Source organism: Curtobacterium sp. JUb34 (genome assembly GCF_003755065.1).
Lineage (GTDB): Bacteria > Actinomycetota > Actinomycetes > Actinomycetales > Microbacteriaceae > Curtobacterium.
In genome coordinates this window covers 907,495-923,998 of sequence record NZ_RJVH01000001.1, presented here as the reverse complement: position 1 = coordinate 923,998, position 16,504 = coordinate 907,495, and the positions used below count along the sequence as shown (strand labels likewise).

Below are 16,504 nucleotides of genomic sequence, written 5' to 3'. Positions count from 1 at the left end.
GGGACGGTGCCAGCTGGCACCGTGCCTCCCGTCCGTCCGTGGGGACGTCTCAGGCGTTCGCCGCGCGTCCGACGGCCACCCACCCGAGCCGGCGCAACGTCTCGTGGTTGCGGACCCAGATGAGCGGCTGCATGAGGAAGTCGGGGACGTACGAGCCCGGACCGGCGACCGCGTTCTCGACGATCGTCACCTTGCAGCCCTTGCGGTGCGGCTCCACGGTCAGTTCCACGCGTGCCTCGCCGATCGGCCACCCCTTCGGCTGGATCACCATGCGGTGCGGCGGGTCCCACACCAACGAGGTCGTGACGTCGTCGATGACGACCGGCCACGCGCCGAACGAGTGGTGCAGGTGCGTGCCGACCTGCGGCCACCCGGGCTCCTGCGCGCGCATGCGTGAGGCGCCGACCACCCAGGTCGTGTAGAGCCAGCCGTCGGCGAGCACGTCGAAGACGTCCTCGGGCGAGCAGTGCAGGATGCGGACGTTCTTGGCCATGGTGTTCAGCCTTCCGGGGTGAGGTCGACGTCGTCGGGCAGCCCGAAGGTGTGCCGGAGCGCGCTCTTCGCGGCACGCCATCCAGCCATGCCGTGCACACCGGGGCCGGGCGCGGACGACTCCGAGCACAGGTACATGCCGCCGCCCATCCGCCACGGGTCGCTGGACAGCACCGGGCGCTCCACGAGCTGCCAGAAGCTCGCAGCACCGGCGGCGATGTCGCCGCCGACGTAGTTCGGGTTGTGGTCCGACATGTGCGCCGCCGTGCGGCTCGACGACTGCAGGATCGTGTCGCGGAACCCCGGTGCGAACCGCTCGACCTGCCGCGTGATCGCCTCGGTCTGGTCGACGTCGGACCCCGCCGGCACGTGCGCGTAGGCCCAGAACACGTGCTTGCCCCCCGGCGCACGGGTCGGATCGACGACGGTCGGCTCCGAACCGAGCACGTACGGGCGTTCGGCGTGCCGGCCGTGCGCGACCGAGCCCTCCGCCGCGGCGATCTCGGCTCGCGTCCCACCGATGTGCACGGTGCCGGCCCTGCGCAGCGCCTCGTTCGTCCACGGCACCGGGTCGGACAGTGCGAAGTCGACCTTCGCGGCCGCGTTGCCGAACCGGAACCGCCGGAGCGCACCGCGCTTCGGCGTCGGGATCTGCGAACCGGCGATCCGCAGCATGCCGGGCACGCTCGTGTCGAACAGCACCGCCTTCGCCGGAGTGAGGTCACCGAGGGACCGGACCTCGTGCCCGGTGACGATGCGACCGCCGTGCGCGACGAGGTCGTCGGCGAGCGCGTCGACGATCGACTGGCTGCCGCCGATCGGCACGGGCCAGCCGCGGGCGTGTGCGTAGGCGCCGAGCGACAGCGCCGCGGCGGCCGTCGACAGCGAGGGCATGTGCTGGATGGAGTGTGCGGCGACGCCGGACACCATCGCCGGCGCGGCGTCCTGCCGGAAGCGGGCGTTCCAGGCGCTGCTGCCCTGCTCGAGGGCGCGCAGGCCGAACCGCAGCACCGTGAGCGGGTGCCGTGGCACGTGCAGCAGGGCGTCGGTCGCGAAGTCGGCGACCTGGTCGGCCGATCGGGCGAGCGGGCCCATCAGGTTCCGGAAGGCGGGGCCGTCCACACCGAGCTCGGCGGCCGTCCGCTCGAGGTCCTGGTACGCGATGCCCGCGCGACCGCCGTCGAGCGGGTGCCCGTACTGCACCTCGGGCAGGCGGAGCTCGATGCGCTCCTCCATCCGGAACAGCCGGAAGAACTCTGACTGCAGCGCCATCGGGTGCACGGCCGAGCAGACGTCGTGCAGGAACCCCGGCAGCGTGAGCTCCGCGGTGCGGGCACCACCGCCGATCGTGTCGTTCCGTTCGACCACCTCGACGGACAGGCCCGCACGGGCGAGCGTCACCGCCGCCGCGAGTCCGTTCGGTCCGGCCCCGACGACCACCGCATCAACCATGGTCCGAGCCTAGGGACTCGTGTCTGCGCGTGGTCCCGGTCAGGGGCGAGCGACGTCGGGGTCAGCCGGGTCGGAGCCGTCCTCGTCGCCGTCGGCGTCGTCGGGCTCGTCGGCGTCGACCGGGGTCGAGCCCACGGGGTGCTCGGCCAGCAACGTCGCGAAGTCCTCGTCGAGCATCTGCTGCAGGCGGTCGTCACGGCCGATCTCGTAGTCGTCGGCCGGACGCTGGGCCCAGCCGAGACGCCCGACGACCGTGGTGCCGATGTCGTCCCAGGCTCGGGCGCGGGCAGCGAGCACGATGCCGTCGACGAAGTGCTGGTCGTCGCGGCGCTTGTCGAGCATCGTCGCGAGTTGCTCGTACGTCGCCTCACGCGTGCGGAGCTTGAGGTCGTCGCCCCGCCGGTAGTCGTGCTGGTGGCGTGAGCGACCCTTCGACTTGCTCGACGTCGACCGGATCTCCCGCATGCGGGCGGCGTCGCCGCGCTGTTCCTCGGCCATGCGGTGGAGTTCCTCGCGCGCAGCCTCGGCGATCAGCGCGTGGTCGAAGTAGCCCTGGTCACGCAGGGCGTTCGTGATGATCCGGTTGCCGACCGCGATCGTGACCGCGGCCTTCGCGATGAGGAAGCCCTCGTCGACGGCACGCTTCAGTTCGACCTGGCTGATGGGTCGATCGCGCACGTCGTGGTTGCGTCGTCCGAACAAGGCCATGCTCCGACGATACCGGCGGCGGGTGACCATCCGTCCGCAGGCGGACCCGGATCAGGCCCTGGAGGGACGACGCACCCCGAGCGGTTCCGTAGCGTCGGGTTCATGGTCACGTACTCGGAATCCCCCCGCACCGGTCTCGGGACGGCGAGCCTGGTCCTCGGGATCTGCTCGCTGCTCGCCGGATGGACGTTCGTCGCCCCGATCGTCGGGCTGTGCCTGGGGGTCGCTTCGCGGAGCCGGGAACCGCTCGCCCGTGGTCGCGCGGGGTGGGGGATCTTCCTGAACCTCGTCGCGCTGGCCGTCTGGATCCTGCTGCTCGTGCTGGCGGTCGTCGGCGGCGCGTTCGCGGTCTGGCAGGGCGCGACGCAGGGCTCCTGACGCACGCGCACGGGGGAGGCGGGGATCCTCGCCTAGAGCAGCAGGCCGTAGACGGCGACGTCGGCGCGGACGGGCCCGAGCGGCAGCGCGCCCCGCAGGGTCCCCTCGTGGGCGAACCCGAGCCGCTCGGCGAGCGCGCGGCTGCGGACGTTGTCGACGCCGGTCCGGATCTCGAGCCGTGCGGTGCCGCGTGCCCGCGCGACCTCGACAAGGACCCCAGCGGCCCGCCCCGCGACACCGCGGCCCTCGTGTCCGGCGTCCACCCAGTAGCCGAGGGACGCCTGGCCCAGGTACGGGTCGAAGGTCAGCGACGCCACCCCGACGATCCGGTCGTCGGACCGGATGACGCACGGGAGCGCACGGTCCATCGCGAACTGGCCGAGCAGCCGTTCGGTGTGCAGCCCGATGGTCTCGCGGTCCTGCGGGTCCCACGCCCACGGCTCCGCCGCACGCAGTCGGCCCAGGTTCGCGCGCACGAGTTCGAGCACCTGGTCGACCGTCGTCAGGTCGCGCAGCGTCAGCGTGTACCCGTCGCCGAGGTCCCGCCCGAATGCCGCCACCCGTCAGAGACTATGCACGCCGGGCGCTACTCGTACCGGAGCGCCTCGATCGGGTTCTGCCGCGCGGCGCGGCGTGCGGGGAGGGTGCCGGCGAGGAACGCGATGAACATCACGACGAGGATGATCGTCGCCACCGAACTCGGCGCGAACTGCATGATCTGCAGCCCCGGCAGGTCCTTGAGGAGCGTGTCGGCCAGGACGTTCGAGATCCCGGTGCCGAGCAGGATCGCGACACCGGCACCGATCGCGCTGCCGAGGAAGCCGATGAAGACCGCCTCGAGCGAGAACAGCGTGTAGACCTTGCCGCCGCCCATGCCCATCGCCTTCATCAGGCCGATCTCGCGGGTGCGCTCCTGCACGCTCATCAGCAGCGTGTTGATGATGCCGAAGCCCGCCGCCACCAGGGCGATGACGGCGAAGGCGTTCAGGACCCCGACGATGCCGCTGATGACGGTCTGGAACTGACCGAGCTGGTCCTGGATGGTCTGCCCGAGGAACCCGTCGTCCGACAGTGCCTTCTTGACCGTGGTCGCGGAGGCCCCGGAGTCGAGCGTCGCGGTGGCGCTGGCGTACGAGGTCGCGATCGAGTCCGGCTTGCCGACTTCTTGTGCTGCCTGCATCGCATCGGTGAGCGCGGCGTTCGCCCCGGCACCGCCTCCGAACAGCGACTCGTTCTGCACACCGACCACCGTGGCGGTGAGGGTGTGCTCCTTGCCCTGGTAGTCGTCCACGGCGAAGGTGAGCTCCTTGCCGACGGCGGCCTTCGCGCTGCCGAGTCCGAGGTTCTCCAGGTAGTTCGTCGGCAGGATCACCTGGTTCGCGTCGGTGTCGTCGTCGAGCTGCTTCCCGCTCGCCAGGTCGGCGTCGAGCTCGCCGGCGTTGGCCGTGAGCGAGACGACGTACTTGCCGTCGTCTCCGTGCTCGGCGTACTTCGGTGCGAGGGCGACCGCCGGACGGATGCTCTTGATGCCGTCGATCGCGCGGATGTCGTCGACGTCGGACTGCGACAGGTACGAGAACGACGCCGGACCACGGTCGACGCTCTGGCCGGACTCGTCGGGGTCGTACTCCGCCGGGCCGCTGTCGGTCGACGCGGTGTCGACGGCCTTCGTGATGGTCAGGGAACCGGTGTCGCCGATCGAGGAGACCTGGGTGTCGATGTAGTTGCTGACACCCGTGCCGATCGCCGAGGTGAGCGTGATCGTGAAGGCGCCGATGAAGATCGCGATGACCGTCAGGGTCGTGCGCAGCTTCGACCGGAAGGTGTTCGCGACCGCGGTGCGGAGCAGGTCGAGGAAGTTCATGCGGAGTGCCTTCCGTGCGTGGCCTGCTGGTCGACGGCGGCGCCGGCCGTGGGCACGCCGTCCGATCCACCGACGATGAGTCCGTCGCGGACGTTGACGCTGCGGTCGCAGCGGGCGGCGAGTTCTTCGTCGTGGGTCACCACGACGAGCGTGATCCCGCGTTCGCGCTGCAGGCCGAAGAGCATGTCCTCGACCACCTGCCCGGTGTTCGTGTCGAGGTTGCCGGTCGGCTCGTCGGCGAAGATGACGCTCGGCTCGCCGACCAGTGCGCGTGCGATGACCACGCGCTGCTTCTGCCCGCCGGACAGGTCGTTGGCGTCGTTCTTCGCCTTGTCGGCGAGGCCGAGGGACTCGAGCGCCGCCATGCCGCGGCGCTTCCGCTCGGCACCGGAGACGCCGGCGATCTTGAGGGGGAGCACGACGTTGTCGAGCACCGAGGTCTTGGGGGTCAGGAAGAACTGCTGGAACACGAACCCGAAGGTGCTGTTGCGCGTGCGGTTCACCTGCCGCGCACCGAGTGTCGCCGCATCGGTGCCGTCGAGCAGGACCTGCCCGGTCGACGGCTTGTCGAGCAGTGCGAGCAGGTGCATGAGCGTCGACTTGCCCGAGCCGGACTTGCCGACGATCGCAAGGCTCTCGCCCTGGTGCACCTGGAGCGACACCCCCTTGAGCGCGTCGAACCGCGTCGGGCCTCGGCCGTAGGTCCTGGCGAGGTCTCGGGCCTCGAGCACGGGAGTGGTCATTGCCCCACCGTAGTGTCCGGTGCACGACTGCAAGTTTGCGTTTGCTGTAGATCATGTGACGTTCCGGTTACAGTCGGGCCATGCCCGACACCGCGCCCGCCACCGAGATGGGTCTGCGCGACCGCAAGCGCATCGAGACCCGCAACCGCATCGCGGAGGCGGCTCGGTCGCTGGCCCTCGAGCAGGACATCGACCGCACCACGATCGAGCAGATCGCCGCCCGCGCCGAGGTGTCACCGCGCACGTTCTTCAACTACTTCGAGAGCAAGGAGGACGCGGTCCTCGGGCACACCGAGCTCGACCTCGACCCCGCCACCCTCGACGCGCACCTGGCCGCCGTCGCGGGGGAGCCGGCGGCGCAGGCCGTGGTCGACCTGGCGTTCCTGGTGTTCGGCTCGTCGTTCGGCGACGAGCACGAGCGACTCGAGCGCAAGGAGGTCATCGTGCGGTTCCCGCAGCTGATGCGCCGCCAGGTCGCGCGGATGACCACGGTCGCCGAGGCGATGACCGGCGCGGTGCGCACGATCCTCGAACGCGATCCCGCCTGGGGGCCGGACGCCGCGACCCCGCAGGCGGCCGAGATGCTGCTCGGCATGTGCATGACGGGACTGCGCAGCGCCGCCCGGCACGAGGGCTCCGACCCGGAAGAGGTCCGCGCCCGCGTCGTCGCGTCGATCCGCGACACGGCTGCGCGCATCGCTGCGGCTTGAGACGCAACCACAGACGGACGGGAGGTGGGCCCCACCAGCTGGCACCGGGCCTCCCGTCCGACACATGGTGAGCAGAAATGGTCGGGACCCGTCCGGCGACCCGACCATTTCTGCTCACCAAGCGACCGAAAGTCGACCGCGGCCCGCATCACGGCTTCGTGATGAAGCCCTCCTTGACCATCCAGTCGAAGGCGACGTCGGCCGGCTCGCGCCCCTCGACGTCGACCTGACGGTTCAGCTCCTGCAGCACGGCGTCGGTGAGCTTCGGCGAGATCTGGTCGTAGACGTCGGCGAGCTGCGGGTACTCCTTGAGCGTGGCCGAGTCGAGGACCGGGGCGACGTTGTACGCCGGGAAGAAGCCCTTGTCGTCCTCGAGCACGGTCAGGCCGAGGGACTTGATGCGGCCGTCGGTGGTGAAGACCTCGCCGAAGTTGCACTTGCCGCGGTCGGTGGCCGTGTAGACCGTGCCGGTGTCGAGGATGCTGACGTTGTCGCTCGGGATCCCGTTGTCGCCCGAACCGCCGAGCTCCAAGCCGTACTTCTTCAGCATCGGCTTGAACCCGTCGGCACGCGAGTTGAACTCCGACTCCACGCAGAAGGTGCGCTGGTCGACGGGCAGCTTCGCGATGTCGGAGAGCGTCTTGACGTCCCCGAGCTCCTCGACCGCCTCGTCGCGGACCGCGAAGGCGTAGGTGTTGTTCATCGGCGCCGGGTCGAGCCACGTGAGCCCGTTGCCGGCGTCCTCCTGCTTGACCGCTTCCCACTGCTCGGTCTTGTCCGGGATCCCCTCGGCGTGGCCCATGAAGGTCAGCCAGGCGGTGCCGGTGTACTCGTAGGTCAGGTCCGCACCGTGCGAGGTCATCAGCTCACGGACCGCGACGCTGCCCGGCACGTTGGTCTCGTCGGTGACGTCGAACCCGGCGGCCTTCGCGGCGAGCACGGCGATCTTGCCGAGCACGAGCTGCTCGGTGAAGTTCTTCGACGTCACGGTGATGTGGGCGCCGTCCGGCAGGTCGTCGATGCGCTCGATGGTGCCGGGACCGGCCTCGGGGACGAAGGACGTGGCGGGCTGCAGACCGCAGCCGGCCAGGACGAGCGCGGTGGTGCCGGCGAGCACGACGGCGGCCCCGCGGCGGAGGCGGCGGGTACGGCGGTTCATCGGAGTCCCTTCGGACGTGCGACGGTCTCGACCACGCGGCCGAGCCAGTCGATGGAGAGGGCGAGGAGCGCCACGAGCAGCGCCCCGGCGACGAGCACCTTCGGCAGGAAGAGCGTCACGCCCGTGGTGATGAGGAGACCGAGACCACCGGCACCGACGAACGTGGCCAGGCTCGCGGTGCCGACGAGCAGCACGAGCGCCGTCCGGATGCCGGACAGCATGACCGGCACCGCGAGGGGCAGCTCGACGCGCATCAGGACGCTGAACGCGCTCATGCCCATGCCACGGCCGGCCTCCACGAGCCGCGAGTCGACGCTCTGCACACCGATCATGGTGTTCCGGAGCACCGGCAGGATCGCGTAGAGCACGAGCGCGACCACGGCGGACCAGCTGTTCAGGCCGAGCCACGCGGCGAGCAGCACGATCAGGCCGACCGCGGGGGCCGCCTGCCCGAAGTTCGCGACGGCGAGCACGTACGGGCTCGCCCGGCGCAGCGGTCCGCGCGTGAGGACGATGCCGAGCGGGATGCCGATGACGAGCACCAGCACCGTCGACTGCAGCGTGAGCACCAGGTGTTGCCCGGTGAGCGCCAGGATGTCCGACGGGTTGAGCGTCGTGCGCTCGGTCGGGGTCAGGTCCGCCGTGGCGAGCCAGATCGCGAACCCGGCGAGCACGACGAGGATCGCGATCGGCTGGAAGAGCAGGCCCTTCCAGGACGTGCTGGCGCCGGTGGCGGGTCCGGCGGCGACAGCACTCACAGGTCTTCCCCGGAGGGCGCGATCACGGGCGCCGCCGGCGAGGACGGCAGCGTCTCGATCTGGTTGGTGTTCGTGCCGACCGGCGTGTAAGCGCGGTCGTCAGCGGCTGCCGCACGCGACCGGGTGATGGCCTCCATGACGACCTCGACCGTGATGACACCGCGGAACGCCTCGCCCCGACCGGTGACGAGTGCGGCGCCCGCGCTGGAGACGAGCATGGTGTCGAGCGCGTCGTTGAGCGTCGAGGCCTCGCCCACGATCGGCAGTTCCGGGTCGACGCCGTCCGGGATCCGGTCCAGGCGCTCGAGCTGCCGGCGCGACGGCCAGCCGATCGGCCGCTGCCGACGGTCGACCACGACGGCGTGCCCGTGACCCCCGGCCTCCTGCATGCGCTGCAGGACGGCCTTCGCCTCTTCGCCGGGGGAGCAGGTCACCGCGGAGACGACCTCGACGTCGCGGACCCGGTTCAGGGTGAGCTGCTTCAGCCCGGCCCCCGAGCCGATGAAGTTCTCGACGAACTCGTTCGCCGGCTCGGCCAGGATCCGCTCCGGGGTGTCGTACTGCACGATGTGCGCACCCTCGGTGAAGATGACGATCCAGTCGCCGAGCTTCACCGCCTCGTCGAAGTCGTGGCTCACGATGACGATCGTCTTGTGCAGCTCTTCCTGGATGCGCAGGAGCTCGTCCTGCAGACGCTGCCGGGTGATCGGGTCCACCGCGCCGAACGGCTCGTCCATCAGCAGGACGGGCGGGTCCGCGGCGAGCGCCCGGGCGACACCGACACGCTGCTGCTGGCCGCCGGAGAGTTCGCGGGGGTAGCGGTCGCGGTAGGTGTCGGGGTCGAGCGAGACGAGGTCGAGCAGCTCGTCGACGCGCGCCGCGATCTTCTCCTTCGACCAGCCGAGCATCTTCGGCACGATCGCGATGTTCGCGGCGACGGTCATGTGCGGGAAGAGCCCGCCGGCCTGGATGACGTAGCCCATCCGGCGGCGGAGCTCGTCGGCGTCGATGCCGGTCACGTCGTCGTCCCCGACGACGATGCGGCCTTCGGTGGGCTCGATCAGCCGGTTGATCATCTTGAGCGTGGTCGTCTTGCCGCAGCCGGACGGGCCGACGAGCATGACGATCTTGCCGGCGGGGATCTCGAGCGTGATGCCGTCGACGGCGGGCTTCGACTGTCCGGGGTACCGCTTGGTGACCTCGTCGAGCAGGATGCTGCGGCCGGTGACGTCCCCGTCGGGCGCGGTGGTGGTGGCGGAGTCAGTGCTGGACACGGATACCTCTCGAGATGGTCAGGCGGCCGAGGCCGATGAGGAGCAGGTCGAGGACGAGGGCGAGCAGGACGACGCCGATCACCCCGACGACCACGGAGTACAGGGCGTTCGCGCCGCCGAGGCGCGAGAGTCCGGAGAAGATGAAGCCGCCGAGCCCGGGACCGAGGGCGTACGCGGCGATGGCCGCGATGCCCATCACCATCTGTGCGGACACGCGGACACCGCTCAGGATGATCGGCCAGGCCATCGGCAGTTCGACCTGCACGAGGGTCCGGAAACGGCTCATGCCGATGCCCCGCGCCGACTCGACGACGCTGGGCGGGATCTCGGCGAGGCCGACGACCGCGTTGCGCAGGATCGGCAGGGCGGCGAAGAAGACGACGGTGACCACCGAGGGAAGGACGCCGAAGCCGAGCGGGACGATGAGCAGGCCGATGACCGCGAAGGACGGCAGGGTGAGGCCGATGGCGGACACCCCGTTCGCGACGGAGGTCAGCCGGGGGCTGCGGTAGACGAGTGTGGCGAGCACCACGGCGATGACCGTGGCGAGCACCGTGCACTGGACCACCAGCGAGAAGTGCTGCCACGACGAGAACCAGATCTGGCTCCATCGCTCCACGACGTACTGGAACACGGGTGGGCGCTCCCCTTCCGGTCGGCCGAACTGCCCACGGGTCGGGGCACAAGCTGCGCCAAAGCTACGCAGGGCTCGGAGCGACCGCACGACGGGGAGCCGGCGAACGGATCGTTTCCTGTGCGGAGGACCTGCGGGAAATCCCCGGTCACGAGGCGGTTCGGCCGGCGAGCCTGAGAGAACGGTAACGATCGTGAGGCGGCGTCGGCTACGTGGCCAGGCCCCGCAGTCCGGAGCGCTCGGCGATGTCGACGAGCTGCTCGCGCCAGAGGACCCACTCTTCCGGGCTCTTGTCGGCCAGGTTGCCGTCCCCGTCGCCCGCCAGTCCGTCGAGCATCTCGCGGACGATGTCGGCGTGCCCTGCGTGCCGGGCGGTCTCGTACGCCATGTGCACCAGGATCCGGTGGAGCGTGACCTCGCGGTGCTCCTCCGGCCACCACGGGACGGTGCCGCGGGCGTCCAGGTCGAGCGCCTCGATGGTCGCGTCGGCGTGCGCAGCGCTGCGGTGGTGGAAGGCCACGACGTCGTCCAGGGTCTCGTCGAGCGACGCGTACATGTCGTCGCCGTCCTCCGAGTCGAGCCAGGCGGGCGCGTCCGGCAGCGGTCGGCCGAACACCTCGCCGAAGTAGCCGGCCTGCACCCCCGCGACGTGCTTCACGAGTCCGAGCACGTTCGTGCCGGTCGGGGTCACCGGCCAGCGGGCCTGTCGTTCGGCCAGGCCGTCGAGCTTGCCGAGGAGCGCGGCGCGGTGCTTCTGCAGGTACCGGTGCAGCGTCCGCTTCACCCCGGCGGCCGAGGCCAGGGGATCGGTGTCCGACGACGCGCCCTCGTCCGACAGGACCGCGTTCCCGCTGGACGCGAGCCCGGCGGTCGTCGCGGGGTGGACCTCGGGGACGGCGTCGGTGCTGCTCATGCCCTCGATCGTGCCACCACGACGTCCTGCAGGCGTGCCGATTCCTGCACGGCCACGCGCTCCGCGGTGAGCAGCAGCCCGGCCACCTCGGCCGAGGTACGCGCGGGGGCGTCGTTCCAGCTCGTCAGGTCACGCACGCGGCCCATCCGGACGTCGGGCGCCGGGCACCACAGCACCGGCGCACCCTCGTCCACGGCGAGCGCGTGCCAGACGAGGTCGAGCGAGTGCTGGACCCGCGGCGAGTGCACGGCGTGCGGTCCGCCGGCGGCCGAGACGACGGCGCCGACCAGGCAGGCGGCGACGAGCGGCCGACCCTGCACGTCCATCGCGGCGGCGCTCGTGGCGTTCCGCGTCCGGCCGTGCTCGTCGAGGTACGCGAACCAGGCGTGCTGGATCCAGCCGCGTTCGACGACGCCGCGCGCCTCGGACAGCAGGTGCTCGAGCTCGCCGAGTTCCTGCAGCCGGGCCTCGACCCGTCGGACACGTGCGGCGGCGCGGCGCTCGGCGAGGCGGTCGAGGAACCCGCGCAGGCCGGTTCGGTCGGATCGGGTGGGAGCGGGAGAGGCGTCGGTGGCGACGTCGTGCTGGACGCGGAACTCGAGGGTCATGAGGGCCCCTCCGATCGGCTGTGCACGGATGGTGCGGTCACGATAGCCCCGCGGGGTCTCAGCCGTCCAGCACCGCGTCGATGCTGCGCCGGGCGACGCTCCGGAAGGCGCGTTCGTCGGACGTCGCGAGCGCGGAGGCGAGCGCGATCGCCCACCCGCGGGCGCGTCCCCAGGTGGCGTCCGGGGCGGCGACCAGCGTCCGGAACGTGTGGCGGGCCTCCCGGTCGAGCGTCAGCCAGGCGGTGGCGAGGTCGACGGCGGGGTCCCCCGAGGTCACGTCGCCGAAGTCGACGACCGCCGACAGGCGTTCGTCGCCGTCCGGCGTCCGGTCCACGAGCACGTTGAAGGGGTGCAGGTCGCCGTGCACCCAGACGGGAGGCCCGGTGTGCGTGGGCAGCGCCGCCGCGGTCCGCCAGGCCGCTGCCAGCTCCACGGCCCGGGGCACGTCCTGCGTGGCGAGTCGCGTCAGGACGGCGTCGCTGCGCGTCGCCAGCGGCACCGCACGGAACGGGTTCGCCGGTGCCTCGGCCGGAGCCGGCACGTGCAGCCGTCGCACGAACTCCGCGAGCGCCTCGGCGACCCGAACCCCGGCAGCACGCTCACCGACGGGCGCACCGGGGAGCCACGGGACGACGCTCCACGACCAGGGGTACCCGAGCGCAGGACGGCCCACGCGCACCGGAGCCGGCACCGGGACCACCGGTCCGACGCGGGCAGCGATCTCCGGCAGCCACCGCTGCTCGTGCTCGACCAGGCGTGCTGCGAGCTCGCGGCGCGGCAGCCGCACGGCGTACTCGTCGCCGAGCCGCACGATGACGTTGTCCCAGCCGTTGGCGACCACCACGAGCCGTCGGTCCGCCAGGTCGGGGTGCTGGTCGTGGAGCAGCGCTCGGACGAGCGGGACGTCGACGTCGACCTCGGCCGGTGGTGTGGGCACCGGCTCAGGCTAGTGGGCCGCCGGACACATGCCCGCGAACGGGGGCGGGTGCGGAAACCGACCGCTGGGTATCCTCGGGAGGACGGTGACGTGGGTGTTTCCCTGGGGGGACCCGCGTCACTCCGGGGCGATGATCGCGACGAGTCGGGGGACCTCGGGTCGCAGGCGCTCCGTGACCAGCGCGGCGAGCAGCACCGTCCAGAGCTCCCGCAGGCGCTCGTACAGGTCGGTGCGGTCGGCGAGCACGTCCGACACCGTCTGCACGCCCGTGTAGGCGGGGATGACCACGCGACCCACCAGTTCCGGGTCCCACCGGGCGTCGACCTCGCCGGCGTCGATCGCCTGGCGGACCGTCTGCGCGATGACGGCCATCCAGTCGGTGTACGGGTCCTGGCGGGGGACGTCGCGCGTCGCGACCTCGGTCGACAGACGGATGCCGGCGCTCACGACGACCTCGGTCACCATCTGGGTCGCCAGTCCCTGCGACATCCACATGAGGGCCTCGAGCGGCGTCCTGCTCCGGGCGATCGCGACCTCGCCGTACCGCCGGGAGACCTCGTGCTGCTGGGCGATCACGGCGCCGGCCAGGTCGGCCTTCGAGGCGAAGTGGAAGTAGAGCGCACCCTTGGTCAGACCGATCCGCTCGGCGACGCCGTCCATCGACGCACCGAGGTACCCGCGGTCGTCGAACTCGGCGGCCGCGGCCCCGATGATCGCCGCGCGGGTCTCGAGCGCGCGCTGCTGCCGGGTGCGTCCGTCCTGCGCCATCACCTCCCGATCGTAGTCCCGCTCCCGGGGCACGCACGGCCCGCGTCCGGGCGGGTGCCCTACGGTTGGCGGCCATGGACGGATGGCGGAACCCTGCGCGGTGGGCGCGGACCGGTCGGTGGCTGCTGCTGCCGATCGCGGTGCTCGACTGGGTGGCCCTCGCGCCGCAGACCATCGTCGTGGTCGCGTTCCTGATCGCCGTCGTCGGCCTGGCAGGCATGGCGGCCGCGCTCGTCGTGCACATGCTCGGGCGCTCCCGCGGGGCGATGGCCCTGCTCGGCGTCGTGCTGCTGCTCGGCGGGCTCGTGGTGTTCGGCCTCGACCCGTTCCCCGGTTCGTTCCCGCTCATCGACGCGTGGTGGCCCGAGTCGATCACGCAGCCGCAGGTGGTCGGCAGCGCCTACTGGCAGCTGGCCGGTCTCGGCATCGAGCTCGCCGGCTTCGGGCTGCTGGCCACGCTGCTCGTCGTCGCGCTCACCGGCGCGCCCCGATCACGGCAGGACCGCTTCCGCTCCTGACGCGCGACCGGTGACCGGCGGTCAATGTCGGCCGAGCACGACCAGCGTCACGTCGTCGGCGGCGCCGGTCGGCACCAGGGCACGGACCCGCTCGACGACCGCCGCACCGGTCGGTTCTGCGGCGACGAGGGCGGCCAGGTCGTCCAGGTGTCGGAGCCCTTCGAGCGCCAGGACACCCTCGGTGCACACCGCCAGCCGATCGCCCGCCGCCAGGTCGAACGCGACGGGGGACCTCGGCACGGACTCCGGCTGCAGGCCGAGCGGCAGGTCGAGCGAGTGCAACGCACGGCTGCTGCCGTCGGCGCGGACGAGCACCGCGAGGCCGTGGCCCGCGTCCCCGAACTCGACGTGCCCCGACGTCGGGTCGAGCCGCAGGTGGAAGAGCGACCCGACGGCGTCCGCAGCCGACAGGTCGGGGGTGATCTGGGCCTCCAGACCGCCGATCGCGTCCGGCAGGGCGGTCTCGGTCCGCGCGACCACGGCACCACGCACGGTCGAGGCGAGCAGGCCGGACGCGCGGCCGGCCGCCGCGACGCCGCCCACGGTGACGTGCAGCGCACCGTCGGCGGCGAGTCGCCAGTCGGCGACGTCCCCGCCGCCCTGCTGACGACGCAGCGCGAGCGTGTCCAGGTCGTGGCCGGGGACCTCGACGCGTTCGGGGACCAGGCTCTCGCGCACCCGGCTGATCCGACCGCGGTCGATCGCGTGGCCGAGTTCGCGCTCGGCCCAGCGGGCGAGGTCGCGGAGCAGGTCGAGGTCCGCCGCCGACATCTCGCGCGGGGTCGCGTCCATGATGCACAGCGTGCCGACCCGGGTGCCGTCGAGCATCGTCAGCGGCGCCCCCGCGTAGAAGCGGATCCCGTGCTCCGCCACCGCCGCGGTGTGCGCGTACCGATCGTCGAGCGAGGCGTCCGGGATCACCATCGGCTCCGGGCTGAGCACCGTCGTGGCGCAGAACTGCTCGCTCGCGGGCACGCTCGAACCCTGGTGCCAGCCGAACGTCGACTGCGTCGTGACGACGTCACTGTGGACGAGGTTGAGGAAGGTCAGCGGCACGCCGAACGCCTCGTGGGTCATGCGGGTGATGCGGTCGAAACGCTCCTCGGGGCCTGCCCCCAAGACCTCGAGCGCCTCGATCACCGCGGTGCGTCGGTCCGCACCGTCGAGATGGTTGGTCACCCGTCCTGTCTACCCGTACCGTCCGTCAGGAACCAGTCCCGCGGGTGCTGGTCGGCCGTCAACGTGCGTCGCTCGGACACCGGGGCGGCCCAGGAGGCCGCGTTCGACAACACCCGCTGGATGTCCGGGTGGTGGTAGACGGGGTACTCCTGGTCGCCGGGGGAGAAGTAGAAGACCTTCCCGAGACCACGGCGGTAGGCGACGCCGGACCGGAACACCTCGCCGCCCGCGAAGGTCGACAGGAAGACCTCTTCGTCGGGGCGCGGGATGTCGAAGAACTCGCCGTACATCTCCTGCCGGTCGATCACGATCGGGTGCGGGACCCCGGCGGCGATCGGGTGCTCCGGCGCGATCGTCCAGACGAGCTCGCGTTCGCCGTCGTTCCGCCACTTCAGCGAGCAGGTGGTGCCCATCAGGCGCTTGAACGGCTTCGAGTAGTGCCCGGAGTGCAGCACCACCAGGCCCATGCCGGCGTGCACGGCGTCGACGACCAGGTCGACGACGGCGTCGCTGACCTGGTCGTGGGCGGCGTGGCCCCACCAGAACAGGACGTCGGTCGTGGCCAGGCGTTCGGCGGTGATGCCGTGGTCGGGCTCCTGCAGCGTGGCGGTGCTCACGGTGGCGTGGGGGTGGTGCTCGCGGAGCGCTGCGGCGATCACGGTGTGCATGCCGTCGGGGTAGTGCCCGATGACCGTCGCGTCACCGCGGGTCTCGTGCACGTTCTCGTTCCAGACGACGATGTTCAGGGGACGGGATTCGGTCGGCACTGACATGGCTCCCACGCTAGCGGGTCTTCTCCAGGGGCGGTCCGCGACGATGTGGGCATGACTCCCCGCTCCCTGTTCCGCGCCGCCGCGGTCGCCGAACTCGTGACCTGGACCATGCTCATCGCCGGGATGGTGCTCAAGTACGGCCTGGACGCCGGCGACTGGGGCGTCCGGATCGGCGGCGGGGTGCACGGCTTCGTGTTCCTGGCCTACCTGGTGGTGACGACCGTCGTCGCGGTCAACCAGCGCTGGTCGGCCGGTGCGCTCCTGCTCGGCTGGGCGAGTGCCGTCGTGCCGTACGCCACGGTGCCGTTCGAGGTCGCGGTGGCCCGGCGCGGCATGCTCGAGGGCTCGTGGCGCCGCTCGCCGGACGCGCACTCGGGCTTCTGGGACCGCCTGCTGTTCTTCGTGGTGCGTCGTCCGGTGGTCGCGGTCGGCATCGGGGTGGTGGCGGTCGCCCTGGTGTTCGTGGTGCTGCTCGCCGCGGGTCCGCCCGTGCCGCGCTCCTGAGTCGCCGTTCTCGCTCCGGCCGCCGCGAGGCCGGCCGCCGCGAGATCGGCCGCCGCGAGATCGGCCGCCGCGAGGTTCCACAACACGCCGCTCAGGTTCGCCGAGGTTCCGGAGACGGGCCGTGCGCGACGC

Annotated in this window: 20 protein-coding genes; 4 read left to right on the top strand and 16 right to left on the bottom strand. The window is 71.6% G+C overall.

Going from position 1 to position 16,504, the window contains the following annotated elements; genetic code table 11:
• Positions 1-49: 49 nt before the first annotated feature.
• Genes EDF63_RS04470 through EDF63_RS04460 form a run of 3 tightly spaced genes read right to left on the bottom strand, consistent with a single transcriptional unit; the run spans position 50 to position 2,652 of the window.
• The gene (locus EDF63_RS04470; RefSeq protein ID WP_123311539.1) at positions 50-493 is read right to left on the bottom strand and encodes an SRPBCC family protein; all 444 of its coding nucleotides are present in this window, start codon (positions 491-493) and stop codon (positions 50-52) included.
• A 5-nt stretch (positions 494-498) separates the two neighbouring features.
• On the bottom strand, positions 499-1,944 hold the full coding sequence (locus tag EDF63_RS04465; protein WP_123311537.1) for an NAD(P)/FAD-dependent oxidoreductase: 1,446 nt from the start codon (positions 1,942-1,944) through the stop codon (positions 499-501).
• A gap of 39 nt (positions 1,945-1,983) precedes the next feature.
• Positions 1,984-2,652: a hypothetical protein gene (locus EDF63_RS04460; protein ID WP_111083572.1), complete on the bottom strand. Its 669-nt coding sequence runs from the start codon at positions 2,650-2,652 to the stop codon at positions 1,984-1,986.
• A 102-nt stretch (positions 2,653-2,754) separates the two neighbouring features.
• Between EDF63_RS04460 and EDF63_RS04455 the strand changes: the two genes are divergently transcribed.
• Positions 2,755-3,030, top strand: a complete 276-nt coding sequence (locus EDF63_RS04455; RefSeq protein ID WP_123311535.1) for a hypothetical protein — start codon at positions 2,755-2,757, stop codon at positions 3,028-3,030.
• 32 nt (positions 3,031-3,062) lie between these two features.
• Here EDF63_RS04455 and EDF63_RS04450 read toward each other — a convergent pair whose 3' ends face one another.
• Genes EDF63_RS04450 through EDF63_RS04440 form a run of 3 tightly spaced genes read right to left on the bottom strand, consistent with a single transcriptional unit; the run spans position 3,063 to position 5,637 of the window.
• Positions 3,063-3,590, bottom strand: coding sequence for a GNAT family N-acetyltransferase (locus EDF63_RS04450; protein ID WP_123311533.1), 528 nt, complete (start codon positions 3,588-3,590; stop codon positions 3,063-3,065).
• 26 nt (positions 3,591-3,616) lie between these two features.
• Positions 3,617-4,894: an ABC transporter permease gene (locus EDF63_RS04445; RefSeq protein ID WP_123311532.1), complete on the bottom strand. Its 1,278-nt coding sequence runs from the start codon at positions 4,892-4,894 to the stop codon at positions 3,617-3,619.
• Complete coding sequence (locus EDF63_RS04440; RefSeq protein ID WP_123311530.1) at positions 4,891-5,637, bottom strand: ABC transporter ATP-binding protein; 747 nt, start codon at positions 5,635-5,637, stop codon at positions 4,891-4,893. The genes EDF63_RS04445 and EDF63_RS04440 overlap by 4 nt, the downstream gene beginning before the upstream one ends.
• A gap of 80 nt (positions 5,638-5,717) precedes the next feature.
• Here EDF63_RS04440 and EDF63_RS04435 point away from each other — a divergent pair, with 80 nt between their 5' ends.
• Positions 5,718-6,347, top strand: coding sequence for a TetR/AcrR family transcriptional regulator (locus EDF63_RS04435; protein ID WP_123311527.1), 630 nt, complete (start codon positions 5,718-5,720; stop codon positions 6,345-6,347).
• A 148-nt stretch (positions 6,348-6,495) separates the two neighbouring features.
• Here EDF63_RS04435 and EDF63_RS04430 read toward each other — a convergent pair whose 3' ends face one another.
• From EDF63_RS04430 to EDF63_RS04395, 8 genes are all read right to left on the bottom strand, one after another.
• Positions 6,496-7,506 (bottom strand): glycine betaine ABC transporter substrate-binding protein, encoded by a 1,011-nt coding sequence (locus EDF63_RS04430; RefSeq protein ID WP_123311525.1) that lies wholly within the window; start codon positions 7,504-7,506, stop codon positions 6,496-6,498.
• A complete protein-coding gene (locus EDF63_RS04425) occupies positions 7,503-8,264 on the bottom strand; it encodes an ABC transporter permease (protein ID WP_111083579.1) in 762 nt (253 codons plus the stop codon). The genes EDF63_RS04430 and EDF63_RS04425 overlap by 4 nt, the downstream gene beginning before the upstream one ends.
• Positions 8,261-9,538: an ABC transporter ATP-binding protein gene (locus tag EDF63_RS04420; RefSeq protein WP_111083580.1), complete on the bottom strand. Its 1,278-nt coding sequence runs from the start codon at positions 9,536-9,538 to the stop codon at positions 8,261-8,263. The genes EDF63_RS04425 and EDF63_RS04420 overlap by 4 nt, the downstream gene beginning before the upstream one ends.
• A complete protein-coding gene (locus EDF63_RS04415) occupies positions 9,525-10,172 on the bottom strand; it encodes an ABC transporter permease (RefSeq protein WP_123311523.1) in 648 nt (215 codons plus the stop codon). Before EDF63_RS04415 ends, EDF63_RS04420 begins: the two co-directional genes overlap by 14 nt.
• Before the next feature lie 208 nt (positions 10,173-10,380).
• On the bottom strand, positions 10,381-11,085 hold the full coding sequence (locus EDF63_RS04410) for a DinB family protein (RefSeq protein WP_123311521.1): 705 nt from the start codon (positions 11,083-11,085) through the stop codon (positions 10,381-10,383).
• Positions 11,082-11,693 (bottom strand): hypothetical protein, encoded by a 612-nt coding sequence (locus EDF63_RS04405; protein WP_123311519.1) that lies wholly within the window; start codon positions 11,691-11,693, stop codon positions 11,082-11,084. The genes EDF63_RS04410 and EDF63_RS04405 overlap by 4 nt, the downstream gene beginning before the upstream one ends.
• A gap of 58 nt (positions 11,694-11,751) precedes the next feature.
• On the bottom strand, positions 11,752-12,630 hold the full coding sequence (locus tag EDF63_RS04400; protein WP_123311517.1) for a phosphotransferase: 879 nt from the start codon (positions 12,628-12,630) through the stop codon (positions 11,752-11,754).
• A 117-nt stretch (positions 12,631-12,747) separates the two neighbouring features.
• A complete protein-coding gene (locus EDF63_RS04395; RefSeq protein WP_123311515.1) occupies positions 12,748-13,398 on the bottom strand; it encodes a ScbR family autoregulator-binding transcription factor in 651 nt (216 codons plus the stop codon).
• A gap of 74 nt (positions 13,399-13,472) precedes the next feature.
• Here EDF63_RS04395 and EDF63_RS04390 point away from each other — a divergent pair, with 74 nt between their 5' ends.
• Positions 13,473-13,916: a hypothetical protein gene (locus tag EDF63_RS04390; protein WP_123311513.1), complete on the top strand. Its 444-nt coding sequence runs from the start codon at positions 13,473-13,475 to the stop codon at positions 13,914-13,916.
• 21 nt (positions 13,917-13,937) lie between these two features.
• Here EDF63_RS04390 and EDF63_RS04385 read toward each other — a convergent pair whose 3' ends face one another.
• A complete protein-coding gene (locus EDF63_RS04385) occupies positions 13,938-15,095 on the bottom strand; it encodes a PP2C family protein-serine/threonine phosphatase (RefSeq protein WP_123311511.1) in 1,158 nt (385 codons plus the stop codon).
• On the bottom strand, positions 15,092-15,868 hold the full coding sequence (locus tag EDF63_RS04380; RefSeq protein WP_260232971.1) for a ThuA domain-containing protein: 777 nt from the start codon (positions 15,866-15,868) through the stop codon (positions 15,092-15,094). The genes EDF63_RS04385 and EDF63_RS04380 overlap by 4 nt, the downstream gene beginning before the upstream one ends.
• 51 nt (positions 15,869-15,919) lie before the next feature.
• On the opposite strand from EDF63_RS04380, the gene EDF63_RS04375 reads away from it, so the two are divergent.
• Positions 15,920-16,372 (top strand): DUF3817 domain-containing protein, encoded by a 453-nt coding sequence (locus tag EDF63_RS04375; RefSeq protein WP_123311508.1) that lies wholly within the window; start codon positions 15,920-15,922, stop codon positions 16,370-16,372.
• Positions 16,373-16,504: the final 132 nt, after the last annotated feature.